Source organism: Pseudomonas sp. GL93 (genome assembly GCF_003408955.1).
GTDB classification, from domain to species: domain Bacteria; phylum Pseudomonadota; class Gammaproteobacteria; order Pseudomonadales; family Pseudomonadaceae; genus Aquipseudomonas; species Aquipseudomonas paracarnis.
Genome location: NZ_NKRF01000014.1, coordinates 20,499 through 42,854, shown reverse-complemented (window position 1 = coordinate 42,854; position 22,356 = coordinate 20,499). Strand labels below are relative to the sequence as shown.

Genomic DNA, 22,356 nt, shown 5'->3' with positions numbered 1-22,356 from the left:
CCCCAACCCCGTTTGAATTTTCTGCACACCCCGAGGCTCTGCATTTTAGAAGCGCGCGATAGTGAGCGCTCTTGCGGGGCCACCTTGTGGGAGGCCCGTTGTAACGGACCTTGCGGAAACTGCCATCATGACACTCCTTACAGCGCTGTCAGGCCAGCCGGCCTCTCTCACCGATTCGGCCCAGGGCCGCCATCAACAGGTGTACCAACAGCTGCATGGCGAAACCCGAGACGCCGCCGAACTGGCGCGTGAATACCTGCAGGATCAATTGGCCCTGGTAGAGGCAACCGACTGCGACTTGCCAGAAGCGCCTGAACAGCTCCTGGCCTGGGTCGAGCAGCGCTGCGCCGAGATGGCCCAGGCCTATGCCGACTATCTTGAGCAGCGCCGGCAAGGTGCGCCACGGCGGTATTTTCAGAACAAGGCCCATGCGTTGTACTTCCTGCAGTGTGTGGCGCCGACCAAACAGGTCGACGGCGCCTGGCTATACGGCTTGCTGCGCTATTGGCAAGACCAGCGCTTCGACGGCCTGCTCACCACTTATCTGGAAGAGTTGGGCGACGGTGAAGCCGCGCAGAACCATGTGGTGATCTACCGCAAGTTGCTCAGCGAGCACGATGCCGACAGCGAAGCCGGCCTTGAGGATGACCATTACCTGCAAGGCGCCCTGCAACTGGCGCTTGGCGTGTGCGCCGACGAGTTCCTGCCGGAGGTCATTGGCTTCAACCTGGGTTACGAGCAACTGCCGCTGCACCTGTTGATCACCGCCTATGAACTCAGTGAGCTGGGTGTCGACCCTTATTACTTCACGCTGCATGTCACCATCGACAACGCCAGCAGTGGCCACGCGTGCAAGGCCGCACAATCGGTGCTGAACCTGTTGCCGCTGGGCGAGGGCAGGGCAGATTTCTATCGCCGGGTGGCCGCAGGCTACCGCCTGAATGATCTGGGCGCGGGTACCACGTCTGTGATCAAACAATTCAACTTGCAGGACCAGGTGGTGGCGATGCTCGAACGCAAGCGCGCCTTCGGCCAGCATATGCATTCGGACTATTGCCGCTTCGAAGGCCAGACCGTCAACCAATGGCTGGCCAAGCCGGGGCAGATCGGCGCGTTCCTCAAGGCCCTGGAAGACAAAGGCTGGATCAAGCACAACCAGGACCCCGCCAACAGCCGCTTCTGGCAATTAATCGAGGGCGCTGGCGCCGCGATGTTCGGGGTGTTCAGCGGTTATGAAAAACAGCTGATCCATGATTGGATCGCCGGTGAATGGGTTGCCAGCGAACGCGTGCCGCCCGTGCGGCCGGGACGCGGCAGCCGGTTTGCCCGCGAGCAGCATCGTCCAGCGGACCCGGATACCCAGGCCCTGGCGGAGTCGTTGTGCAACTTACCCGATGTGCAACAGCTCAATGCGCTGATCCCGTGGCTGTCGGCGCGTCGCCATTGCACGCCTGCCGGGCTGTATGCCACCCGCCGCTTTATCCAACTGCGTGCGCGCCTGCGCTAAGGAATCTGCCTATGTCTGCGCAACAACTGGCTGACCGTGCCTTGTTGAATTTGGGCCGGGGGTTGAAGGAGGGCGGTTATCGCTTTATCACACCGACGCCCTTGACCCACGAGCGTGTTTACCGGCGGCTGGCGACGCCTCTGGCAATGACGCTGCGCGATGTGTTCGGGTGGTCGATGCCGTTCGATCAAGGCCTGTTGCCCGAGGCCCTGCGTGAAGAGTTGCAACAAGCGGATGTGATCGAAAAACACGGCGCGCTATGGCGCAGCGCGGTGCGTTGGTCGAGCCTCGATGAGCTGTTGTTCGCGCATTCGCCTTATCCCACCGACCAGGCGGACGCGGTGTTTTTCGGCCCCGACAGCTACCGCTTTGCCCAGGTAATCGAAGCCTACCTGCAACAGCGTTTCGAGCCGCTCAAGCGCGCCGTGGACATCGGCTGTGGCGCCGGTGTCGGCGCGCTGGTGATTGCTAAAGCCAGGCATGACGCCCAGGTGCTAGCAGTGGACATCAACCCCCGCGCGCTGCGCATGACGGCGGTGAATGCCGAGCTGGCCGGGCTGAATAACGTCAGCGTTTATCACAGTGATGTGCTAGCCAGTGTGGAGGGCGAATTCGACCTGATCGTCGCCAACCCGCCGTACATGAAAGATGACCGCCAGCGCGCTTATCGTCATGGTGGTGGCGCACTGGGGGAGCAGTTGTCACTGCGCATCGTCAGTGAGTCCTTAGGGCGCCTGGCCCTGGGCGGTAGCTTGCTGCTGTATACCGGAGTCGCGATGGTGGCCGGCAGCGACCCTTTTCTGGAGGCGGTCAAGCCACTGCTGGGCAGCGACGCCTACGGCTGGACCTACCGCGAACTGGACCCGGACGTTTTCGGTGAAGAACTGGAAAAACCAGGCTATGAGCAGGTGGAGCGCATTGCCGTGGTCGCGCTGACCGTCACCCGACTGCGCTGAATACTCGATGCTCACCTTTGGCATTGAAGAGGAATACTTCATCACCGACCTGCACAGCCGCCAGATGGTCGGCGAGCCCTCGGCGGCGGTGCTGGCGGCCTGCCGCGAAGCGATTGGCGCAGGCTTCTCGTTTGAGATGTTCCAGGGCCAGATCGAGGCGGCCTCTCCGGTGTTCACCTCCAGCGCCGAAGCGGCGGATTACTTGCGGGCAGTACGCGGCAACCTGGCGCAATCCCTGGCTGAGTTCGGCCTCGGTGTGGTGTGCGCCGGCAGCCACCCCCTGGCCGATTGGCGTGGGCAACGGCCGACCGATCAGGCGCATTTCCGGCAACTGTTCGACGATATTCAATATGTAGCGCGGCGCAGTGTGTTGTGCGGGCTGCATGTGCATGTGCAGGTGCCGCAAACGCTGGACCGCATCGCGGTGATGAACCAGGTGTCGCCGTGGCTGCCGTTGTTGCTGCTGCTCAGTTGCTCATCGCCTTTCTGGGACGGCGCGCCCAGCGGCTTCATGAGCTACCGCCAGGCCGCGTGCGACGAGTGGCCCCGCATGGGCGTGCCGGAACACTTCAGCGATTGGGCCGAGTACCAGCGCTACCTGGTCATGTTGCAGCGCATCGGCGCGATCAAGGCCGATGGCAATGGCTGGTGGGGCATTCGCCCGGCGGCGCGTTACCCCACCCTGGAACTGCGCATGACCGACGCCTGCCCACGGCTGGCGGACGCCTTGGCCCTCGCCACGCTGTTTCGGGTGATGGTTACCCATGCCTGCGCGATGCAGCGCCCTGGCGCTGGGTTCAGTGCCGAGGCGCGCTGGCTGCTCAAGGAAAATCGCTGGCAGGCCAAGCGTTATGGGGTCGCTGGCACCTTCGCGTTGGACGAGGCAGGCACCCTGGGCAGCGCTGAGCAATGGTTGCAATGCGCCCGGCAGACCTTTGCTGCCACCGCAGAGGCCATGGGCGAGCCGCTGCTGTTCGATACCCTGGATGCCTTACTGGGACGTGGCAACAGCGCGGCCGAGCAGTTGCACTGGTATGCCCAGGCCAGCGGCACCGATGCGCTTGGCAGCTTGCGCCAGGTAGTCGACCAGCTGTTGGCCCAGACTCGCAGCGACCACTGATGGGGCTGCTCTGCCCTTAATGAGCGTCGCCGGGGTGTATGCCGGGTTTATCCCAAATGTGGGAGCTGGCTTGCCTGCGAAAGCGGTAGCGCAGTAACAGATGCAGTGACTGTCACACCGCCATCGCAGGCAAGCCAGCTCCCACATTGGATCTTCTTTGCTTCGAAAGTTGTGGTCCCCTCACATCAGCCTGTGTCAGGCCATGGCTTGCGGCTGGATGCGCAGCTCGCCGTCGACATCCTTGACCAACCCACTGGCGACAAACAGCGGCGCCAGGCGTTTGTGCAACTGTGGCTCGACAAACTCCTTCACCGTATCCAGCGCCAACACACCACTGAGCGGCAGCTCTGCCTTGGTGTACGACAACCATGCCTTCTTCACCGCCATCAACACATCACTGCCCGCCGTCGAAGCGAAGCGACGGTGCAGGGGCTTGGCGTCGAAGGTGAAGGTGTGTTGGAACTCATAACCGCTTTCATCGCCGCCGCTGACCGTGCAGCGCACGCAGGTGCAAGGGCCGTCGCCGAAGGCGCTGCGCAAGTAGGCGTTGAAGTCCACCACGGGCTTGAGTGACAGGCGCTTATCAACCTCGAACAGGTCCCCGGTCATTTTTTCGTCAGTGTTCAACGTCCATTTCCTCGCAGTCGGTTGCTGTGTTTCAAAGCGCGGCACAATACCAGCCGAGCGTGGGTTTGGGGATTATTTGCGTCGTGAGGGAGGGTTAGCGGAAGAATTCACCGGGGGTGGAATCAAACTGCTGACGAAACGCATTGATAAAGGCTGAGGTCGATTCATAGCCACACCCCAATGCCACATCCGTCACCCGCTCGCCTTGTTCCAGGGCGGGCAGGGCGCTCAACAGGCGCAGGCGCTGGCGCCATGCACGAAACGTCAGCCCGGTATCGCTCAGGAACACCCGACTGAGGGTCTTTTCGCTGACCCCCAGTTTGCGGCTCCACTCGCCTAAGGTGGTCTGCTGCTCGGGGTGCAGGTTCAGGCTGCGGTAGATCTGCCGCAGCCGTGGGTCGTGAGGCAGCGGCAACATCAAATCCACCTGGGGCGCGGCGGCGAGCTGATCAAGCAGTACCTGGGCCAGGCGCCCGTCCGGGCCGTCCTCGGTATATTCCACCGGCAATTGGCTGAAGTTGCGGATCAGCTCGCGTAACAAACTGCTCACCTCCAGCACCTGGCAACGCGCTGCCGCCCAGGCGGTGACGCTGCAATCAAGGTACAAGCTGCGCATTTCCGTATGGGGCGAACTGAACACCCGATGGGGCATGCCGGCCGGAATCCATACGGCGCGCTGCGGTGGCGCGACGAAACGACCGACGCTGGTCTGGATTTCCAGCACCCCGGAAATCGCGTAGGACAACTGCACCCACGGGTGGCTGTGGCGTCGCGTCAACGCCCGGTTGGGCAAGGATTCAGTACGCCCGTACACCGGCCTCGGCAGGCTGGAAAGCCCAGGCACACTGCGGCGCACGGCTTTTTCATGTCCTTTAGGCGGCATTTACTGGCTCATTGGCGTTAGTCGGTAACAGGCGGTTACGTTAGAGTCGTCGCGACGCTCTTGGCAACCCCTGGAAGAATTGCTTATGACCCGGCCCCGGTTTCTCCCCGACAACTTCACCCTCACCCTGATCGCCACCGTGATCCTCGCCTCACTGCTACCCGCCAGCGGCCAGACCGCCGTGGCGTTCGGCTGGGTCACCAACCTGGCCATTGCGCTGCTGTTTTTCCTGCACGGCGCCAAGCTGTCGCGCAAGGCCATCGTCGCCGGTGCCGGCCACTGGCGTTTGCATTTGCTGGTGTTCAGTCTGACCTTCGTACTGTTTCCGTTGCTGGGCCTGGCGCTCAAGCCAGTGCTGTCGCCGCTGATCGGCAACGAGCTGTATATGGGCATGCTCTACCTCTGCGCCTTGCCGGCCACCGTGCAATCGGCGATTGCCTTTACCTCCCTGGCCCGCGGCAACATCCCGGCGGCCATCTGCAGTGCGGCGGCGTCCAGCCTGTTCGGCATCTTCCTGACGCCGCTGCTGGTAGCGCTGCTGCTCAACGTGCACGGTGATGGCGGCTCCACGGTCGATGCGATTGTCAAAATCAGCGTGCAGTTGTTGCTGCCTTTTATTGCTGGGCAAGTCGCCAGCCGCTGGATTGGGGGCTGGGTCGGGCGTAACAAAGCCTGGCTGAAATTCGTTGACCAGGGCTCGATTCTGCTGGTGGTCTATGGAGCTTTCAGCGAGGCGGTCAACGAAGGGATCTGGCACCAGATCCCGTTGTGGCAACTGGGCGGCCTGGTGGTGGCCTGCTGTGTGCTGCTGGCCCTGGTGCTGGTGGCGTCGACGCTGCTGGGCAAGGCGTTTGGCTTTAACCAGGAAGACCGCATCACCATCCTGTTCTGCGGTTCGAAGAAAAGCCTGGCGACCGGCGTACCGATGGCGCAGGTGTTGTTTGCCGGGGCGAGCATGGGGGTGTTGATTTTGCCGTTGATGCTGTTTCACCAGATCCAGTTGATGGTGTGCGCGGCGTTGGCCCAACGCTACGCCCAGCGGCCGGAGAGCATCCCCGAGTTGATGGGGCAGGTGGATCCGTGATGCACCTCTCATTCGCGGGTAAATAAGCTCAAGTTAACCGGCGTGACGACGACTTACTTCTTAACTAACCCAAGAAGGAGTGTCGGCATGAACGTTCGTCGTGTTGCGGTAATGACTGGTCTCCTAAGCCTGTGGGCAAGTACCTGCGGCGCCGCACAGACCTTGGGGCAGGGCACCATCAGGTTCAGCGGCGCGATTGTCGAGTCAGGGTGTGCGACAAATGCGCGCAGCGGCTCGGTAATGGAACTGCGCGGCTGTGCCCAATCCAGTCGTGGCAGCCGAATCGAGGTGCGCAGTGTCGCGCCGGTTGTCAGCGTCGACGCACCCCATGTGCGGCTGGTGGCGGACACCGGCGAGGGGCGCTATTACGATCAGCGTTACGTGCTGGTAGACAGCGCTGGCAAGCTGATTCAGTCGGGCAATTACGTGATTACCATGACCTCGCCATAAACCCTGGGGCGACGATCCGCAGCAACAGCGGTGCGAGAAACCTATAGAATGCTCGGCGGCGGCGCTTGTCCTGGGTGGCCGCTTGATCACCGTCAGAGTACCGCGCCCGTCAATGAGCCTTTCAGCCGCAACCCCCCAAGCCAATTGGCAACCGGTCATCGCCCTGGCGCTGGCCGCGTTTGTGTTCAATACCACCGAATTCGTCCCCGTCGGGCTGCTCAGCGCCATTGGCGCCAGCTTTGACATGCCCGTGGCCAGCGTCGGCCTGATGCTCACCATTTATGCGTGGATCGTGTCGCTGACCTCGCTGCCGGTGATGCTGCTGACCCGCAACGTCGAACGGCGCAAATTGCTGATCGTGCTGTTCGGCCTGTTTATTGCCAGCCATATCCTTTCCAGCGTGGCCACCAGCTTCGGCTTGCTGATGGTCAGTCGGGTCGGCATCGCCCTGGCCCATGCGTTGTTCTGGTCGATCACGGCTTCACTGGCTGTACGCCTGGCGCCAGAGGGCAAGCAGGTGCAGGCCCTTGGTTTGCTGGCCACCGGCACATCCCTGGCGATGGTGCTGGGAATTCCCTTGGGCCGTCTGTTGGGCGAGGCCATGGGCTGGCGTACCACCTTCCTGGTGATCGCCGCCTTCGCCGCCGCCCTGGTGTTCTGGCTGGCGCGCACCTTGCCGCTGCTGCCCAGCCAGAACTCCGGTTCCCTGCGCAGCCTACCGTTGCTGTTCAAGCGTCCGGCGCTGGTGGCGCTCTACGTGCTGACCGCAATGACCGTCACCGCGCAATTCACCGCCTACAGCTACATCGAACCCTTCGTCGAAGGCGTCGCCGGCCTGGGCGGCAGTGCCGTGACCCTGATCCTGCTGGTGTTCGGTGGTGCTGGCATCATCGGCTCGTTGTTGTTCAGCCTGGTGCATCGCTTCAACCCCCACCTGTTCGTGATCGGCGCGGTGTCTATCCTGGCCGCGTGCCTGGCGTTGATGCTGCCGTTGAGCGGCGCCGAGTCTTACCTGGTGGGGCTGAGCATTTTCTGGGGCATGGCGATCATGGGCTTTGGCCTGGCCATGCAGTCCAAGGTGCTGGTGCTGGCACCGGACGCCACGGATGTGGCCATGGCGATGTTTTCCGGGATCTACAACATCGGTATCGGCGGCGGCGCGTTGATGGGCAGTTGGGTGGGCAGCCACTTCGGCTTCGCCTGGATCGGCGCGGCGGGCGGTTTGCTGGCGGGCCTGGCGTTGGTGGGGTATTGCCTGGCGATTCGGCGGTTTGGGCAGGGTGGTGCCCCGATGCCAAGCTGATCGCCCCGTATCCACCGGATAACTGCAGACTCAATGTGGGAGCTGGCTTGCCTGCGATGGCGGTGTGTCAGTCATTGCATCTGTTTCTGCACTATCGCTTTCTCAGGCAAGCCAGCTCCCACATTTGATCTGCACTGCCTTGAGCATTGCGTTCGCTGACTTTCCTACGCCACCGGAATCAACGGATCCGCCGCTGCCAGCGCCACCGCTCTATCCGCCGCCGGTGGGTAGATCCACACGCTATTGATCTGCTGTTTGAGTTCCTTGGCTTCCTGGCCCACCAGCTTGAGCTGACGGTCCCAGCCTTCGGTGTACACCGCGCCCCAGGCGCCGAGGTCGAGGCAGGTGGCGTATTTGGGGTGGCTGTAGGCCATGGGGGCCACACCGATCAGATCGGCGGCGACGTTGTTGCCGGCGTAGCGGCCCAGGGCAATGGCGTGCTGGCAGGACATGGCAGCGAAGTTGCCCAGCGCGTCTGTGGCGGCGTAGGCCACGTCGCCAGCGGCGAAGATGGCGGCCTGGCCCTTGACCTTGAGGTTGGCGTCCACGTGCAGGCGGCCCTGGGGATCGCGGGTGCCCTCAACCTGTTCGGTCAGCGGGTTGGCGCGAAAGCCGATGGTCCAGATCACGGTGCTCGATTCAATCCGTTGCCCATCCGCCAGGGTCACGCCGCCGGCATCCACCGAGGCGACCGAGGTGTTCAGTACCCATTCAAGCCCCAGTGCCTGGCTGGCGTCGATGATCGAGGGGCGTATGCCGTCGCCCATCGACGCGGCAATCTGCGGCCCGCGGTCGACCACGATCACACGGATGTTGGCCGTCTCACCCAGCGCCGCACGCAGGCGCGCCGGCATTTCAGTGGCGGTCTCGATACCGGTAAAGCCGCCGCCGGCTACCACCACGGTATTGCGGGCCGGGCTGTCTGGCAGGTTTTTGAGGGCCTTGATATGGGCCTCAAGGCGTGCGGCGTCTTCGATTTGATCCACATCGAACACGTGCGCGATGCCGTCCATGTCTGGGCGGTTCAAGCGGCTGCCGGCGGCCACTACGAGGCGGTCGTAGGTGAGGGTGGCCGGGATGCCGGCCGCGTTGCGGTAGGTCACTTGCTTATTAGTGGCGTCGATGCTGTCGGCGGCGCCTTGCACAAAGGTCACGCCCACGGCGTCGAACAGCGCATCAAGCGGGGCCAGCATGGTATGCACATCGGGCTCGTAGAACCGTGGGCGAATACGCAGTTGCGCTTGGGGGGCGAGCAGGCTGATGCGCACATCGTTGCGGTCGTGCTTGTCCAGCAGCCGAGCCGCGCTCAAGGCGCTCCACACGCCACCGAACCCGGCGCCGACGATCAGAATATGTTGTTTCATAGGTTGCTCCAGAGACCAGATAAGCCGCAAGGCATTGCCGGATCACTGTAAAAGCAGCAGGATCTGTCCGAAAGGACATATAACCCTGGATGACTGCCAGCTCAGTTGGCCTAGCGGGAAAAGCGCTCGCGGTAGTCGCGGGGTGAGATGGCCAACTGGCGGTGGAAGGTGCAGCGCATGCGTTCTTCGTCGCCAAACCCGCACAGCCCGGCGATCTGCTCGATGCTGCGCTGGGAGTCTTCAAGCATGCGGCGCGCCGCTTCCATGCGAAACAGTTCGATGGCCTTGGCCGGGGTGCGACCGGTTTTTTGCTTATAGACCCGGGCAAAATTGCGTGGGCTCATATGGCTTTGCGCGGCCAGGCGCTCGACGCTGAGGTCGCTGTCGCGCAGGTTGTCGCTGATCCAGGCATGCAGCGCATCAAAGCCGGCGCTGTCGGCGGTTTGCGCTTGCAGTACTTGGCTGAACTGCGCCTGGCCACCGGGGCGCTTGAGGAACACCACCAATTCGCGTGCCACTTGCAGCGCTCCCTCGCGCCCGCAATCGGCCTCTACCAGCGCGAGCGCCAGGTCGATCCCGGCGCTGACGCCCGCCGACGTCCACACCTGGCCTTGCTGTACGAAGATCGCGTCCACGTCCACCTCGATGCTAGGGAAGCGTTGCTTGAGCAGCTCGCACATGGCCCAATGCGTCGCCGCGCGGCGCCCCTCCAGCAAGCCGGCCAGCGCCAGCAAAAACGTGCCGCTGCACACCGAAGCGGTACGTCGCGCCTGACCGGAGGCGTTGCGCAACCAGTCCACCAGGGCAGTGTTGTCCAGCATGGCTTGCTCAATGGCGGGCGCGCCGGGTACCACCAGGGTGTCGATGGTGGCTGGGTCCAACTGCGCCAAAGCCACGGTGTCGACGCTCAAGCCTTCGGCGGTTGGCATCAACCCGCCCGCCCGACCGGCGTTATGCAACACATAACCTTGCAAACCGCGCTCGGCCATGGCCTTGGTGGCAGCCCAGAACACCGTCTGCGCGCCGGTCAGGTCGAGCAAACCCATCTGCGGATACGTCAGGAACACCAAGGTGCGCGGTTGGGCCAATGGGGAGAGTAGGGTCATACGCTGGCCAGTTGCTCGATCTGGCTCAAGGTGCGCAAGTTTGCACCCATGCCCCTGGTAAATGGCTTGAGTTGTTCAAGTTTGGACGTCATGGCGGTGGTCTCCGGTAAAGGGGCAGGGCGCTGTTTTACCATGCCCCCCAGACAGTTTAAGCAGTCGCACAGCGTTTGGTCTTGGTTGAACAGTGTTTTGGCAAGGCGCTTGTGCGAATGTCGGTCAGGATTCACCTTGCTGATCGGCTCTGTTTGTTACTATCGCCATCCCGTCACCCGGAGTCGCCGCCCTATGCAACACCAGTGGGATGAAATGCACCGCACCCGCAAGCCCACGTTCGTCCTGTGTGGCGAGCCCCAGGGGGATGTGCTCAATCTCTATGTTCACGGTTACTCGGCGTTCTTCAACCGCCAGCAACTGGGCAATTTCAAGCAGCAGTTGGCGGGTATCGAAGGCTCGACCAACTTGATGCTGTTCTGGCCGGCGGGGCATTTTCTGGAAAACCTGTTTGCACCGTTCAAGGACGTGCTCGCCTCGCTGCTCGGCGGTGGCGGCCTGGGCGCGGCGACGGTGGGCGTGGGCAAGGCCATTGCCTATTTTCTCGACCATTACAAAAGCGTCGAGGCACGGGTGGATGAAGTCGCCAAGACCTTGTTGCCCGAACTGGCCGGCTACCTGCACAACCAGTCTTTGCCGGTGCGGCGCATCAACCTGATCGGCCATTCCCTGGGCGCACGCATTCTGGTCAAGAGCCTGCTGGCCAGCCCCGAGATCGCTCGCGAATTGCCGTTGAATAACCTGTTGTTGATGGGCGGCGCGATCTGTACTTCGAGCCCGTGGGACGAAGTGTCGGCGCCGCTCAAGGGGCGGCTCATCAACTGCCATTCCAGCAAGGACTGGGCGCTGGCCATGAAACCCGATACCGAGCGTTGCATCGGCCGCTATGCGATTGACGTAACGCCGGCCCTCAAGGCCAAGGTCACCAATGTGCACCTGGCCAGCTTCGATCATGCCGCCTATTGGCCGCAGTTGAAGACGGTGGTGCAGTACACCGATTTGTTGCAGGAGCGACGCGGCATGATCCGTGTGGACTCGCGCAGCAGTGAAGTGCGTTTTGCCGAAGCGGACGTGGACCTGTACCCGGCATTGGTGCAAGCGCGGCCGGAGGAGCTGAAGTTTCTTGCCGAACTGATGGCGCAAAAGCGCAGTGCCGCGATTGATGCCAGTGTGCGTGAGCCGTTGAAACTGGCCATTGAGTTGCAGCGCATGGGCGGTGATAGCTTTATGAACCTGGCCCGTGGCCATGGCGTGGGCTATCGCCAGATTGCCGAAGATGTGGCGCAACGCCTGGGTATCAAATTCGATCAACCACTTGAGCACGTGGCGCTTGCCGAGATCGAAGGGCAGGTCGCAGAAACACTGATCGAGCAGTACAAGGACAAACTCAGTCGCGCTGATCGCCAAGCGTTCGAGGCCGAGCTCAAGGCGGCGGCACAAAAAGAGCAGGGGCTGTTCAACCGGTTCGATCTGGGCCGTTCGGCCACCACCGCCCTGAGCGGCACGGCGTTGGCCGGGCTGACCGGGTTTATCCTGCGACGCGGTGCGGCCACGGCGATTCCGGTGGTGGGCCAGGCGCTGGCTGCGGCGATGCTGCTGTTCAGCGGGGTGCGAGCGTTTTCCGGCCCGGCGTATTCGATCACCACCTTGGCGGTACTGGTGGTCGGCGTGATTCGCCAACGCATGGAGCGCGAGGCCCTTAACCAGGAACTGGACCTGGTGGTGCAAGTGGTGGAGGCGTTTGACCTGCCACGGGACACGGTGATGCGTACGGTCGCGTCCGACTGATAAGCTGCTGCCCAAGTCTTGTGTTTACCTGGAATACTGCGTGAAATTCAGCCTGCCGAAAATCGCTACCGCCCCGTTCTGCCCGCCGGAAGTGGCCGGCTCTGTCGCTGTTGATCCCAAGGCGTCGTTTTTTAAACGGGTGTTGATGTTTGCTGGCCCCGGCCTGCTGATCTCCATCGGCTACATGGACCCCGGCAATTGGGCAACGGCCATTGAAGCCGGCTCACGCTACGGCTACAGCCTGTTGTTTGTGGTACTGCTGGCCAGCCTGGCGGGGATGGCGGTGCAGTGCCTGTGTTCACGGCTGGGCATCGCCACCGGCAAGGACCTGGCGCAACTGTGCCGTGAGCGCTACAGCCAGCGTTCTTCTCGTACCCAGTGGGTGTTGGCGGAAATTTCCATCATCGCCACAGACCTTGCCGAAGTGCTCGGCTGCGCCCTGGCGTTTCACCTGTTGCTGGGGGTGTCGTTGACCACCGGCATTGTCATTACTGCCTTCGATACGCTGTTGATCCTGGCCCTGCAAAATCGTGGGTTTCGCCGCCTGGAAGCGATCATGCTGGCGCTGGTCGCCACCATCGGCGTGTGCTTTTTCATCGAACTGGTGCTGATCAAACCCTACTGGCCCGACGTGCTCAGCGGTTTCCCCCCGTCACTGTCGGCCATCAGCGATGCGGCGCCGTTGTACCTGGCCATCGGCATCCTCGGCGCCACGGTCATGCCCCATAACCTCTACCTGCACCCCTCTATCGTGCAGACCCGCCTGATCGGCAAGGACCTGGCGAGCAAGCAGGATGCAGTCAAGCTGGCGCGTATCGACACCATTGGCTCCCTGGCCTTGGCGCTGTTGGTCAACGCCGCGATCCTGGTGTTGGCCGCGGCGGCCTTCTACAAAACCGGCCATACCGATGTGGTGGAAATCCAGGACGCCTATCACCTGCTCGACCCCTTGGTCGGCGGTGCTTTCGCCAGCATCCTGTTCGGTATCGCCTTGCTGGCTTCTGGCCAGAGTTCGACCTTTACCGGCACCATTGCCGGGCAAGTGATCATGGAGGGGTACCTGAACCTGCGCATACCCTGCTGGCAGCGCCGCCTGATTACTCGTGGGCTGGCGCTGATCCCGGCGTTTCTCGGGGTATGGCTGATGGGTGACGATGCTATCGGCAAGCTGCTGATTCTCAGCCAGGTGGTGCTGAGCCTGCAATTGCCCTTTGCGTTGTACCCGTTGATCCGCATGACCGGCGACAAGCAATTGATGGGGCCTTTCGTCAACCGGTTGCCCACGCGGCTGCTGGCGTGGTTTCTGTTCGCGGTGATCAGTGGGGCGAATGCGTGGTTGATTGGGCAGTGGGTGTTCTGAGCCAGGGTTGAGTCAGTGCTCTTTTTCTCAACCCGGCCTTCGAACAGTTTGCGCTCCGTCAGGGGGCGGTCACACTCACCGATCCCAATACGGCACCGTCCCAAAACACTCCACGAAATAGTCGATCACCGTGCGCACCTTCAGCGAGAGCCTGCGGCTGCCCGGCCACAACGCGGCGATCTGTTGGGGCTCCAGGGTTGTCGCAACGTCGTATTCGCCGAGCACCGCCTGCAAGGTACCGGCGCGCAGGCTTTCGCCAATCAGCCAGGAAGGAAACACCACCAGGCCCAGGCCTTGTTCGGCGGCGTGGGTGAGTGTGTCGGCGTGGTTGCCGGTGATGGGGCCGCTGACGCTGTAGGCTGTCCAGTCGCCTTGGCCGCGGCGGAAGAACCAGCGCTGCTGGCCGGTGATGCCTTTGTAGGCCAGGCAGTGGTGGTGGGCCAATTCGTCGGGGTGACGCGGCGTGCCATGCTGGGCCAGGTAGGCGGGGCTGGCTGCGATGCGAAAGCGTTGCGGCGCGAAGATGCGCGCCTGCATGCCCGAGTCATTGAGCACGCCGATACGAAACAGCAGGTCGGTGCCGTCTTGCAGCGGGTCGACGAAGGTGTCGGTCTGCTGGATATCCAGTTGCAGCTTCGGGTAGCGCCGGCATAACCCTCCCAGCCAGGGTGAAAGGTGACGCTGGCCGAACACCATGGGCGCGTTGATGCGCACCAGGCCGCTGGGCTCGCTGTCTTGCTCCTGCAGGGCTTGGTTCGCCGTCTCCAGTTGCTCCAGTAGCAAGCGCGCGTGGCGGCCCAGCAGGCGGCCGGCTTCGGTGGGGCTGACGGCACGCGTATGGCGGTAGAGCAATTGCTGGCCGACGGCCTGTTCCATCAGTTGAATCTGCCGCGAAATGGAGGAGGGCGCCAGGCTTTCACGGCGGGCTACTTCGGAAAAGCTGCCCTGGTCCAGCACGGCCACAAAGAGGCGTAGCGCCTTGAAACTCAGTTCATTCAAGCCCTGCATCATCTCTCCATTCTGTGCGTTTTGCGCAAAGGTGTTGTCTGCATACTCCCATTTATCGCACAGAACGGCCACCGGATAATGCGCGTCATGTTTTTCCTTTCTTGATACGCGGGTGATGTATGCAGGCACGTTCTACCGAGGGCCTGGCGCAGGCCAGGCCGAGTAACAACCTTCTACGGCTGCTGCTGTTGCCGTTGGTGATTCTGGCGGGCATGGGCCTGTCGGTGGAGGCCGGTTTGCTCGGGCCATTGGGCGCGCAGGTCGGGCATTTGTGGGCAACGTTGAGCATCTTTGGTGTTGGCACCGCAATCCTGTTTTTACTGCTGCTGTTCAGCGGCCCGCAAAAGGGCCCGGCATTCACGCAACTGCCGCGCTGGCAGTTGATCGGCGGCTTTCTGGGGCCGATGTATGTAGTGGTGTTGACCCTGGCCACACCGCACATCGGCATCGCGATGACCATGATTGCGATCCTCTCGGGCCAGGTGGGCAAGAGTGTGTTGATCGACCATTTCGGCTGGTTCGGCACGGCGCGCAAACGGGTCAATGGCGAGCGCTGGATCGCGTTGGCGTTGATTGTGGCGGCACTGGTTCTGATTGCACGAGGCTAAGGCGATGAATGTGTTTATGTTGTTGGTGGTGGTGATTGCAGCGGGGGCGGTGCTGAGTGTACAGGCCGCTATCAATGGGCGTCTGGGCCAGGCTGTGGGGGTATTGCGCAGCAGTCTGTTGACCTTCGCGGTGGGTGCGCTGACCACGGCGCTGTTGATATTTTTCTTCGAGCCGGCCCAGGCCGTCAGCCTGCTGGAGGTGCCAAAGTGGCAATTGACCGGTGCCCTGTTTGGCGTGGTGTACATGATGGTGATGGTCGGCGCGGTGCCGGTGGTCGGCACGGCAGTCGCTACGGTGGCGGTGATTGTCGGGCAACTGGGCATGGGCATGTTGATCGACAACTTTGGCTGGCTGGGCAACCCGGCGATCGAGCTGTCGGGCAGTCGTATCCTCGCGATGCTGTTGCTCGCCCTGGCGTTGGTGTTCATGTACCGCAGTAATAGCCGCCGGGCCGACTGACGGCGCTGAACCATGCTTGCTTGCCCAGGGTCACTGCTTAAGGTGCGGCGCTCGCCGCATCGGACGACCATGAAAAAGGAGTCTGACCATGCCAGATCAAACCTGTGCTTGCCCCCACTGCAAATGTGTACTGGGCGCTGACGCAATAATGAAAGACGGCAAGGGCTATTGCTGTCAGGGCTGTGCCGAGCACCATGCTCACGGTGAGCCGTGCGCCGCAGCGACGGGCTGCGAATGCGCCAAGTCGGCCCACGGTTGACAGGGTTGACCTGCAGGCCCGGGCACCCGGTGCCTGCAGGATAAGTAAAAACAGTTCGCTTGCCGGCGACCAGTCTTTCCCATGCTCGCCTGTCCCCGATTGATGTGTACCCGCCATGGCCCTGGCCGCGCCCCCCGATCTCAGTGATCACGCCGTTCCCGTGCAGCCGTTGGCGCGTACCTACCCGCGTGGGTTGTACGTAGAGCCGCACAGTCACGATTGGGGCCAACTGCTCTATGCCATGAGCGGTGTGATGTGGGTCGAGACGCCCCGCGAAGCCCTCGTGGTGCCGCCCCAGCGCGCGGTGTGGTTGCCGCCGGGGGTGGAGCACGGGATCCGCGTGGTCTCCGATTTGCAGATGCGCAATATCTACCTGCGCCCGGCGTTGGCGGCGACCCTGGACAGCCAGGTGCAGGTCATCGAAGTGGGCCGCTTGTTGCGGGAGTTGATCGTGACATTAGTGGAGCAGGGCGATCACGGCGATGCGGCCTACTATGAGGCTGTCGTAGGTCTGGCCCTGCTGGAGTTGCAACGTGCACGTCGCTCGCCTATTCGCATTGCCATGCCGGTGGCGGCTGATCGTCGGCTGATCAATGCGTGCCAGGCGGTCATGGCGTCGCCCTCCCTGGACATCCCGTTCGAGCAGCACGCCGAGGCGGCGGGCGCCAGCGTGCGCACCCTGGCGCGGTTGTTCCAGCAGCACCTGGGCATGGGGTTTGCCCAGTGGCGCCGTCAGGTGCAGTTGGCCACGGCGGCGGCGGAGTTGATCCAGGGCCAGTCGGTGAGCGGCATAGCGCGCACCCTGGGCTATTCGCCCAGCAGCTTCAGCGACATGTTCCGACGTGAACTGGGAGTGTCGCCGTCGCAGTACAGGGGTTGGCCGAAATCCTGAAGCACTTGGCCGATACCCACGGTAGACGCGCCCTAGACTGAGCTCATCAATCAATCGGGCGCAGTTTTCATGAGCTATTTGATTTCCTTGGCCATCGGCCTGTTTGTCGGCGTGATCTACGGCGCGCTGGACTTCCGCTCGCCTGCACCGCCCGCTATCGCACTGGTCGGCCTGATGGGCATGCTGCTCGGCGAAAAGCTCTGGCCCATGGCGCGGCAGTTGGTCAGTGGTTGGTTGTCCTGATCCCTTTTCCCTTCGACGGATGCCCTCGATGAACGCACTTCAATTTACCGCCACCGGCGACCTCGCCAACCTGCGCCTGGTGGAGGTGCCCATGCCGGTACCGTCTGCCGGTGAGGTGCTGGTTCAGATTAAAGCTGCGGGCCTGAACCCCAGCGACGTCAAAAACGTGCTGGGTCGTTTCCCCTACACCACACTGCCACGCATCCCTGGGCGTGATTTTGCCGGCGTGGTGGTGGAGGGCCCGCAGGCAATGCTCGGCCAGGCAGTCTGGGGCACCGGTCGGGGCTTGGGTTTTTTCGCTGACGGTTCCCATGCCCAATACCTGCGCGTATCAGCCAAAGGCGTGGCGCACAAACCCACGCATTTGAGCTTTGCCCAGGCGGCCAGCCTCGGCGTGCCCTATACCACCGCCTGGGATGCCCTGGAGCGCAGCGGCGTTGGCAAGGGCACGCGTTTGCTGGTGATCGGCGCCAACGGCGCGGTCGGCAGTGCGGCGTTGGCGCTGGCGAAGATACGCGGTGCGCAGGTGCTGGCGGCGGTGCGCAAGGCCGATCAGCTCGAGTTGTTGCAGGCTCAAGGGTTGGACGCGATTGCCTTGGGCAAGCCAGAGGCTCTGGGCGCGCAAGTGCAGGCCGTGTTCAAGGGCGGCGCCGACGTGATCTTTGACACCACCGGTTTCTGGCTGCCTGCCGCAGTGGCGGGGCTGGCACCGTTCGGCCGCATCGCCATCATCGCCGCCCCGGTTGACGGCCACGTGCAGTTGCCCGCCCTGGCGCTGTACCGTAAGGGCGGGTCGGTGGTGGGGGTCAACTCGTTGCTGTACAGCTGCGAACAATGCGCGGTGATGTTGGAGGCGTTTGGGCGCTTCTTTGATGAAGGCCTGTTGCCGTTGCCTACGGGGTTGCGTGAAGTGGCGTTGGTGGAGGGTGTTCAGTGCTATGCAGAAGTGAACAACGGCAGCCCAGACAAAATCATTTTCCTGCCGTGATGGGATAGAAATGTGGGAGCGGGCTTGCTGTGGCGAGGGAGCTTGCTCCCGCTCGACAGCGCAGCTGGAGCCGGCTTTTTTGGGGGCGCTACGCACCCCAGCGCAAGCAAGCTTGCTCGCCACAGCAAGCCCGCTCCCACAGTGTTGATCTTTATTCGGTTTCGGGAACGCCTTTTTCCCACGCCGACCAGTTCTTCACAATCGCCTGGACCAACGGGTTGCCCGTGCGGTACAGGTTTTCCAGCGCCGGTACAAACCCACCCTGGTCCGCATACTTGAGCAGGTTGTCCACTTCGCTGTAGCCAGGGTAAGGCCGGTCAAAGTCGGAACCTGCGCGCACCACGGCCAGGCGCTGGATATCCACCAAGCCTTCGCGGCTGGCGCGCAGCAGCGCTTCGTAGGTGGAGTTGTCTTCCTGTTGGGTGGTGCAGTATTCGCCTTTGTTGTCGGTGAGCAACTGGGTCCAGACTTCGGCACGTTCGCTCAACCGGGTACCGGAAAACCAGGTGTTGCCCGCCAGGGTGTCGCAGCGGGTGACTTGCGGCGGTTGGTTGGCCGGGGCGGCGGGGTAGTGTTTGCGCCAGGCGGCGGATTCTGTGCTTTCTGTCAGCTCCACCTTGTGCGACAAGGCAAACGCCTTGGCTTGCAGCTTGGGGTTGAGCTCAAACACTTCGGTCTTGTAGTCCAGCGGTGGTTTTTCGTTGGGCCCCTTGGTGTTGATCCCGATATAGCCTGTCGGCCAGTCCTTGGGCGCGTCCCGTGAATCCAGCTCCCACTGCGTGCCGAACTCCACTAGGTAATGGGCCCATGCCGCGGTACCGATGGTGCCGTGCTTGGGGTTGATGCCGGCGATCCCGGCGACCAGGAAGTAGCTCTGGCGCAGGTCGAACTTGGGCGACAAGGCCAGGGCCAGGGTAGACGCGGCAGCGTTGGTTTGGCCCATGCCGGTTACCAGCAGGCACACGTCCTGGGCGTTGCAGCGAATCACCGGGTACTCGGCGGACAAGCCCGGTACGCGTACTTCTTGCTTGAGGGCCAGACGGTCGATCCAGGTTTGCGCCTCTGGGGCGAACATGGTGATCAGCATCACCTTGGGTTTGATCGGCGCCGGGCTATCCGCCAGCACCACGTGGGGCAATAGGGCCAGGCCGACGGCCAGCGAGACACGAGTCAATGCGTTCATCTACAGCTCCTTGATCAGAATTGGTAGCCCACGCCGGCGTAGTAACCCCAGCCGTCTGAGCGTGCGCGGAAGTTGCCTTCGCCGAAATTCAACTCGCTGCCGTCCTCCCAGTTGCCGCCGTTGTGAAAGTAACGGCCGACCAGGGTAAAGCGCAGGTGGGTAAACGAGTACAGCAACACATTGGTGGCCACCAGGGAATTGGCGGTACGTGCCGGGTTGTCCTTGTGCAGGTCCGAGCCGAAATCGTAGTTGGTAAAACCGATGTAGGTCAGCGAGGCGCCGTTGTCGAACTTGCCGATGGGCACGATGTATTTCATCTGCGCCCGGTAGCCGTCCCAGGAATACTCATTGCTGGCGCCGTAGTTTTCCCACTGGTAGCGCCCGTAGAAGTTGGCCGACAAGTTGACCCGCGAGTGGGTGTCGATATCGGTGCCCAGGCCGCTGTACAAGGTGTTGGCGCGGTTTTCCTTGCGGCTGCCGTGGTCGTAGATCCAGTCAAAGGCCACATACCATTCCTTGAATGGGCCAATTGCCAGGCTGCGTCCTGCGAGGTAGTCGATGGAGATCCGCGGTTCATGCTCCATGAACACCGGCGAGCCATGGTCCCACACGCCTTTGTCATTACTGTTGCCGATGGTGAGAATCTTCGGCACATCGATATAGCCGTACAACTCAAAGGGGCCCTTGCGTCCGAAGTACTCGTATTCCAGGTAGACGTCATCTTGAGGCTTGGGGCCGAAACTGATGTCTTTGCTGCCAATCAGCGTGAGGTCCTGGTTAAACCACTCGGACAGATAGACGCCTTTTTTCGCCGGGGGGTTGGCTTCAGGGCTGAGGGTTTCGCCCTGTGCTGAGTCATCGATGGGCTTTTCCTGCGCCAAAATGGGTGCACTGAGTACTCCCGTAACGGCGGCCAGTAGCAACGAAACGCCAAGACCAGCACGAGGCTTTGAGGTGGGGTGCATTGAAAGTCCTTATTCTTAGGCGGTTTAAACCCGATTCGACGGGGAGGAGTGAACTTGGCGGTCAAGTTCGTTCCGCAAACGTTTGCACAGGCTGTACCAACTTGGGTCAATGGCTTGAACTGTTTAGAAAAAAGAGCAATTAGCCGACGATTTGGTCAGGAAAATAGGGGGATTTCTGTCATCCTCAGACGCCAACGATCTGGAGGAACCTGATGTTCGAACACTACCTGCGTGCCTGGAGCCTAAGTGTCGATGGAGAGCCTATCGTCACACCTGGCAGCCACCTCTTGCCGGTGCGCTGGAAAGGCGTGCCGGCGATGCTGAAAATTGCCCATACGCCTGAGGAAAAACTCGGCGGCCGCCTGCTGAGCTGGTGGGCAGGCGACGGCGCGGCACGGGTGTTCGCCCATGACCACACCGCAGTGTTGATGGAACGCGCCATGGGGCCAGGTTCCTTGATGCGCATGGCCCTCAATGGCCAGGACGACGAAGCCAGCCAGATAGCCTGCGCCACCCTGGCCCGGCTGCATTCGCCTCGTGCGTCGCCGCCCGAAGGGTTGGTGGGGCTGGACGAGTGGTTCAGTTCCTTGTGGCACGCCGCCGAGCAGGAGGGTGGCGCCTTACGCGACTGCGCGGTAATGGCCCGCACATTGCTGGCTGCGCAACAGGAAGTGGTGGTACTGCATGGTGATTGCCATCACGACAATATCCTCGACTTTGGCTCTCGGGGCTGGCTGGCGATTGATCCAAAGCGGGTGATGGGCGAGCGCGGTTACGATTACGCTAATTTGATCTGCAACCCGGATTTGCCGACCAGTAGCGACCCGCTGCGTTTCAGCCGCCAGGTCGGGGTTATCGCCTTGGCGGCGGGTCTCTCGCGTCCACGCTTGTTGCAATGGGTGGTGGCTCATGCCGGGTTGTCTGCCGCCTGGTTTCTGGAAGACCAGGAGCGCGAGCGTGCCGTGATTGAGTTGCAGGTTGCCCGTCTGGCACAGCAGGCACTGGCTCAAGGGGCGGGCGAGTAAGGCGGCGGGTGACGGGTAACCGCGGTGAATAATTGAAGTGCGGCCTGCCGCCGGTATTCACTCGGCGTCTGGTGCATTTCGATACGAAAGTGGCGGTTGAAATTCGACAGGTTGGCGTAGCCCACCTCAAAGCAGATGTCCGCCACTGACATCTGGCTGTGCAACAACAAGCGGCAGGCACGCTGCACGCGGAACTTGCGCATCAGGTCGATAAAGCCGTGGCCGGTGTTGCGCTTGAAAAACCGCGAAAAGCCCGGTTCGCTCATGTCCAATTGCCGGGCGATATCCGATAGGCGTACATCGCCGGTCAACTCCTGCATCAGGTAGTCAAACGCCTTGTTGATACGTTCGGCGCTGCGCGCATCCAGAGTCGGTGCGTAGCACGGGCTGGCCAGGGTATTGGCCTGTGCAGGCGGTGCGTTCTTCAGGGTGTCGAGCAGTTGCAGGAACAGGGTCAGGCGTTGCAACCCATGGGCGCTGCCGATGGCCTCCATCAGCCCTGCCGCGCTCGTTGCGGTCTCGCCGGTGAATTCTATGCCCCGTCGCGCCCGTGCAAACAGTGACTGTAAATCACCGAGCTCAGGCAGGGTGGTGCGCAGGGCGAGCAGGGCGGCGCCGTCGAATTGCAGCACCACATCGCGCCCGTGCAGGTATTCGCCGGGGGCCAGGTCACCGATCCAGTCGTGGGGCAGGCCAGGGCCGATCAGTGCGACATGCCCGGCGGTGAACGCACCGATATAGTCGCCCGCCACCAGCTTGCCGTTGCCTTGACGAATCAGGTGGATTTCGAACTCAGGGTGATGGTTCCAGCGCGCCAGTTCATAAGGATAGTCATGTTCTAGCCAGCGAAAGCCATGTTCCGGTTCGGGCAGGATCACCTCAAGCTCCGCAGGGCGATGCTCAAACAGGGTGGCGGGGCTGACGGGCATGGTGCTGCCTCTTGTGGTGGTGCTTCCCAAAATACCCGCACTGGCAATCGGTGCGCTAGCCCCGGTTCCGCCTGAGACTGATACTTTTTTGATCCTGTGCCTCAGGTTAAAAAAGTATCAGCCTCGCATTCGCCAGCCGTTTGTGAGGCGGCAGGCCAAGCTGCTGTAATCGAGGCTCAACAACAAGGGGCGGCAAG

The 22,356-nt window shown here is 62.2% G+C and carries 23 protein-coding genes; 15 read left to right on the top strand and 8 right to left on the bottom strand.

Translation table 11 applies throughout. The features are described from left to right. The first annotated feature begins 127 nt into the window (after window positions 1-127). From CER19_RS03795 to CER19_RS03785, 3 genes are read left to right on the top strand one after another with little or no spacing between them, the layout of a single operon-like run. On the top strand, window positions 128-1,507 hold the full coding sequence (locus tag CER19_RS03795) for an iron-containing redox enzyme family protein (RefSeq protein WP_116665462.1): 1,380 nt from the start codon (window positions 128-130) through the stop codon (window positions 1,505-1,507). Window positions 1,508-1,518: 11 nt separating this feature from the next. Beyond that, window positions 1,519-2,463, top strand: coding sequence for a class I SAM-dependent methyltransferase (locus tag CER19_RS03790; protein WP_116665461.1), 945 nt, complete (start codon window positions 1,519-1,521; stop codon window positions 2,461-2,463). 7 nt (window positions 2,464-2,470) lie between these two features. Continuing rightward, the gene (locus CER19_RS03785) at window positions 2,471-3,583 is read left to right on the top strand and encodes a carboxylate-amine ligase (RefSeq protein WP_116665460.1); all 1,113 of its coding nucleotides are present in this window, start codon (window positions 2,471-2,473) and stop codon (window positions 3,581-3,583) included. A gap of 195 nt (window positions 3,584-3,778) precedes the next feature. Here the strand turns inward: CER19_RS03785 and CER19_RS03780 are convergent, their stop codons facing one another. Both CER19_RS03780 and CER19_RS03775 read right to left on the bottom strand, forming a co-directional pair. Next, a complete protein-coding gene (locus CER19_RS03780) occupies window positions 3,779-4,210 on the bottom strand; it encodes a hypothetical protein (RefSeq protein ID WP_116665459.1) in 432 nt (143 codons plus the stop codon). A 94-nt stretch (window positions 4,211-4,304) separates the two neighbouring features. Beyond that, window positions 4,305-5,093: a helix-turn-helix domain-containing protein gene (locus tag CER19_RS03775; RefSeq protein ID WP_116665458.1), complete on the bottom strand. Its 789-nt coding sequence runs from the start codon at window positions 5,091-5,093 to the stop codon at window positions 4,305-4,307. An 85-nt stretch (window positions 5,094-5,178) separates the two neighbouring features. On the opposite strand from CER19_RS03775, the gene CER19_RS03770 reads away from it, so the two are divergent. The 3 genes from CER19_RS03770 to CER19_RS03760 all read left to right on the top strand — a co-directional run bounded on the left by CER19_RS03770 (window position 5,179) and on the right by CER19_RS03760 (window position 7,930). Beyond that, window positions 5,179-6,177 (top strand): bile acid:sodium symporter family protein, encoded by a 999-nt coding sequence (locus CER19_RS03770; protein ID WP_116665457.1) that lies wholly within the window; start codon window positions 5,179-5,181, stop codon window positions 6,175-6,177. An 87-nt stretch (window positions 6,178-6,264) separates the two neighbouring features. Then, window positions 6,265-6,627 carry a type 1 fimbrial protein gene (locus tag CER19_RS03765; protein ID WP_116665456.1) on the top strand — a complete coding sequence of 121 codons (363 nt, stop codon included), beginning with the start codon at window positions 6,265-6,267 and terminating at the stop codon, window positions 6,625-6,627. 112 nt (window positions 6,628-6,739) lie between these two features. Next, a complete protein-coding gene (locus CER19_RS03760) occupies window positions 6,740-7,930 on the top strand; it encodes a sugar transporter (protein ID WP_047711121.1) in 1,191 nt (396 codons plus the stop codon). A gap of 164 nt (window positions 7,931-8,094) precedes the next feature. Here the strand turns inward: CER19_RS03760 and CER19_RS03755 are convergent, their stop codons facing one another. Both CER19_RS03755 and CER19_RS03750 read right to left on the bottom strand, forming a co-directional pair. Then, window positions 8,095-9,294: an NAD(P)/FAD-dependent oxidoreductase gene (locus tag CER19_RS03755; protein WP_116665455.1), complete on the bottom strand. Its 1,200-nt coding sequence runs from the start codon at window positions 9,292-9,294 to the stop codon at window positions 8,095-8,097. A 110-nt stretch (window positions 9,295-9,404) separates the two neighbouring features. Next, window positions 9,405-10,400, bottom strand: a complete 996-nt coding sequence (locus CER19_RS03750) for a GlxA family transcriptional regulator (RefSeq protein ID WP_116665454.1) — start codon at window positions 10,398-10,400, stop codon at window positions 9,405-9,407. 285 nt (window positions 10,401-10,685) lie between these two features. Between CER19_RS03750 and CER19_RS03740 the strand changes: the two genes are divergently transcribed. Beyond that, entirely contained in the window at window positions 10,686-12,239 is a 1,554-nt protein-coding gene (locus CER19_RS03740; RefSeq protein WP_116665452.1) for a DUF726 domain-containing protein, read from the top strand. Window positions 12,240-12,279: 40 nt separating this feature from the next. Continuing rightward, complete coding sequence (locus tag CER19_RS03735) at window positions 12,280-13,599, top strand: Nramp family divalent metal transporter (protein ID WP_116665451.1); 1,320 nt, start codon at window positions 12,280-12,282, stop codon at window positions 13,597-13,599. Window positions 13,600-13,674: 75 nt separating this feature from the next. Here the strand turns inward: CER19_RS03735 and CER19_RS03730 are convergent, their stop codons facing one another. Beyond that, window positions 13,675-14,607, bottom strand: a complete 933-nt coding sequence (locus CER19_RS03730; RefSeq protein WP_116665450.1) for a LysR family transcriptional regulator — start codon at window positions 14,605-14,607, stop codon at window positions 13,675-13,677. 119 nt (window positions 14,608-14,726) lie between these two features. Here CER19_RS03730 and CER19_RS03725 point away from each other — a divergent pair, with 119 nt between their 5' ends. The 6 genes from CER19_RS03725 to CER19_RS03700 all read left to right on the top strand — a co-directional run bounded on the left by CER19_RS03725 (window position 14,727) and on the right by CER19_RS03700 (window position 18,057). Beyond that, window positions 14,727-15,215 (top strand): DMT family transporter, encoded by a 489-nt coding sequence (locus CER19_RS03725; RefSeq protein ID WP_014718846.1) that lies wholly within the window; start codon window positions 14,727-14,729, stop codon window positions 15,213-15,215. Between the two features lie 4 nt (window positions 15,216-15,219). Beyond that, on the top strand, window positions 15,220-15,675 hold the full coding sequence (locus CER19_RS03720; protein ID WP_116665449.1) for a DMT family transporter: 456 nt from the start codon (window positions 15,220-15,222) through the stop codon (window positions 15,673-15,675). An 88-nt stretch (window positions 15,676-15,763) separates the two neighbouring features. After that, window positions 15,764-15,934 carry a putative metallothionein gene (locus CER19_RS03715; RefSeq protein ID WP_019816816.1) on the top strand — a complete coding sequence of 57 codons (171 nt, stop codon included), beginning with the start codon at window positions 15,764-15,766 and terminating at the stop codon, window positions 15,932-15,934. Window positions 15,935-16,049: 115 nt separating this feature from the next. After that, on the top strand, window positions 16,050-16,826 hold the full coding sequence (locus tag CER19_RS03710; RefSeq protein ID WP_116665448.1) for a helix-turn-helix transcriptional regulator: 777 nt from the start codon (window positions 16,050-16,052) through the stop codon (window positions 16,824-16,826). A gap of 69 nt (window positions 16,827-16,895) precedes the next feature. Next, complete coding sequence (locus CER19_RS03705) at window positions 16,896-17,069, top strand: DUF1427 family protein (RefSeq protein ID WP_014718843.1); 174 nt, start codon at window positions 16,896-16,898, stop codon at window positions 17,067-17,069. A 28-nt stretch (window positions 17,070-17,097) separates the two neighbouring features. After that, complete coding sequence (locus tag CER19_RS03700; protein ID WP_116665447.1) at window positions 17,098-18,057, top strand: zinc-binding alcohol dehydrogenase family protein; 960 nt, start codon at window positions 17,098-17,100, stop codon at window positions 18,055-18,057. Between the two features lie 151 nt (window positions 18,058-18,208). Here the strand turns inward: CER19_RS03700 and CER19_RS03690 are convergent, their stop codons facing one another. Continuing rightward, window positions 18,209-19,240, bottom strand: a complete 1,032-nt coding sequence (locus tag CER19_RS03690; RefSeq protein WP_116665445.1) for a purine nucleoside permease — start codon at window positions 19,238-19,240, stop codon at window positions 18,209-18,211. A 14-nt stretch (window positions 19,241-19,254) separates the two neighbouring features. After that, window positions 19,255-20,205 (bottom strand): nucleoside-specific channel-forming protein Tsx, encoded by a 951-nt coding sequence (locus CER19_RS03685; protein ID WP_116665444.1) that lies wholly within the window; start codon window positions 20,203-20,205, stop codon window positions 19,255-19,257. A 212-nt stretch (window positions 20,206-20,417) separates the two neighbouring features. Between CER19_RS03685 and CER19_RS03680 the strand changes: the two genes are divergently transcribed. Continuing rightward, complete coding sequence (locus CER19_RS03680; protein WP_116665443.1) at window positions 20,418-21,230, top strand: aminoglycoside phosphotransferase family protein; 813 nt, start codon at window positions 20,418-20,420, stop codon at window positions 21,228-21,230. Here the strand turns inward: CER19_RS03680 and CER19_RS03675 are convergent. Continuing rightward, complete coding sequence (locus tag CER19_RS03675) at window positions 21,212-22,159, bottom strand: AraC family transcriptional regulator (RefSeq protein WP_116665442.1); 948 nt, start codon at window positions 22,157-22,159, stop codon at window positions 21,212-21,214. The two genes, CER19_RS03680 and CER19_RS03675, sit on opposite strands and share 19 nt — an antisense overlap. Window positions 22,160-22,356: the final 197 nt, after the last annotated feature.

Coding starts and splice junctions, on each gene's coding strand:
- CER19_RS03725 (WP_014718846.1), top strand. CDS start 14,727: ATGCAGGCACGTTCTACCGAGGGCCTGGCGCAGGCCAGGCCGAGTAAC.
- CER19_RS03790 (WP_116665461.1), top strand. CDS start 1,519: ATGTCTGCGCAACAACTGGCTGACCGTGCCTTGTTGAATTTGGGCCGG.
- CER19_RS03715 (WP_019816816.1), top strand. CDS start 15,764: ATGCCAGATCAAACCTGTGCTTGCCCCCACTGCAAATGTGTACTGGGC.
- CER19_RS03765 (WP_116665456.1), top strand. CDS start 6,265: ATGAACGTTCGTCGTGTTGCGGTAATGACTGGTCTCCTAAGCCTGTGG.
- CER19_RS03750 (WP_116665454.1), bottom strand. CDS start 10,400: ATGACCCTACTCTCCCCATTGGCCCAACCGCGCACCTTGGTGTTCCTG.
- CER19_RS03720 (WP_116665449.1), top strand. CDS start 15,220: ATGAATGTGTTTATGTTGTTGGTGGTGGTGATTGCAGCGGGGGCGGTG.
- CER19_RS03690 (WP_116665445.1), bottom strand. CDS start 19,240: ATGAACGCATTGACTCGTGTCTCGCTGGCCGTCGGCCTGGCCCTATTG.
- CER19_RS03685 (WP_116665444.1), bottom strand. CDS start 20,205: ATGCACCCCACCTCAAAGCCTCGTGCTGGTCTTGGCGTTTCGTTGCTA.
- CER19_RS03730 (WP_116665450.1), bottom strand. CDS start 14,607: ATGCAGGGCTTGAATGAACTGAGTTTCAAGGCGCTACGCCTCTTTGTG.
- CER19_RS03795 (WP_116665462.1), top strand. CDS start 128: ATGACACTCCTTACAGCGCTGTCAGGCCAGCCGGCCTCTCTCACCGAT.
- CER19_RS03700 (WP_116665447.1), top strand. CDS start 17,098: ATGAACGCACTTCAATTTACCGCCACCGGCGACCTCGCCAACCTGCGC.
- CER19_RS03755 (WP_116665455.1), bottom strand. CDS start 9,294: ATGAAACAACATATTCTGATCGTCGGCGCCGGGTTCGGTGGCGTGTGG.
- CER19_RS03775 (WP_116665458.1), bottom strand. CDS start 5,093: ATGCCGCCTAAAGGACATGAAAAAGCCGTGCGCCGCAGTGTGCCTGGG.
- CER19_RS03705 (WP_014718843.1), top strand. CDS start 16,896: ATGAGCTATTTGATTTCCTTGGCCATCGGCCTGTTTGTCGGCGTGATC.
- CER19_RS03770 (WP_116665457.1), top strand. CDS start 5,179: ATGACCCGGCCCCGGTTTCTCCCCGACAACTTCACCCTCACCCTGATC.
- CER19_RS03785 (WP_116665460.1), top strand. CDS start 2,471: ATGCTCACCTTTGGCATTGAAGAGGAATACTTCATCACCGACCTGCAC.
- CER19_RS03710 (WP_116665448.1), top strand. CDS start 16,050: ATGGCCCTGGCCGCGCCCCCCGATCTCAGTGATCACGCCGTTCCCGTG.
- CER19_RS03675 (WP_116665442.1), bottom strand. CDS start 22,159: ATGCCCGTCAGCCCCGCCACCCTGTTTGAGCATCGCCCTGCGGAGCTT.
- CER19_RS03740 (WP_116665452.1), top strand. CDS start 10,686: ATGCAACACCAGTGGGATGAAATGCACCGCACCCGCAAGCCCACGTTC.
- CER19_RS03680 (WP_116665443.1), top strand. CDS start 20,418: ATGTTCGAACACTACCTGCGTGCCTGGAGCCTAAGTGTCGATGGAGAG.
- CER19_RS03760 (WP_047711121.1), top strand. CDS start 6,740: ATGAGCCTTTCAGCCGCAACCCCCCAAGCCAATTGGCAACCGGTCATC.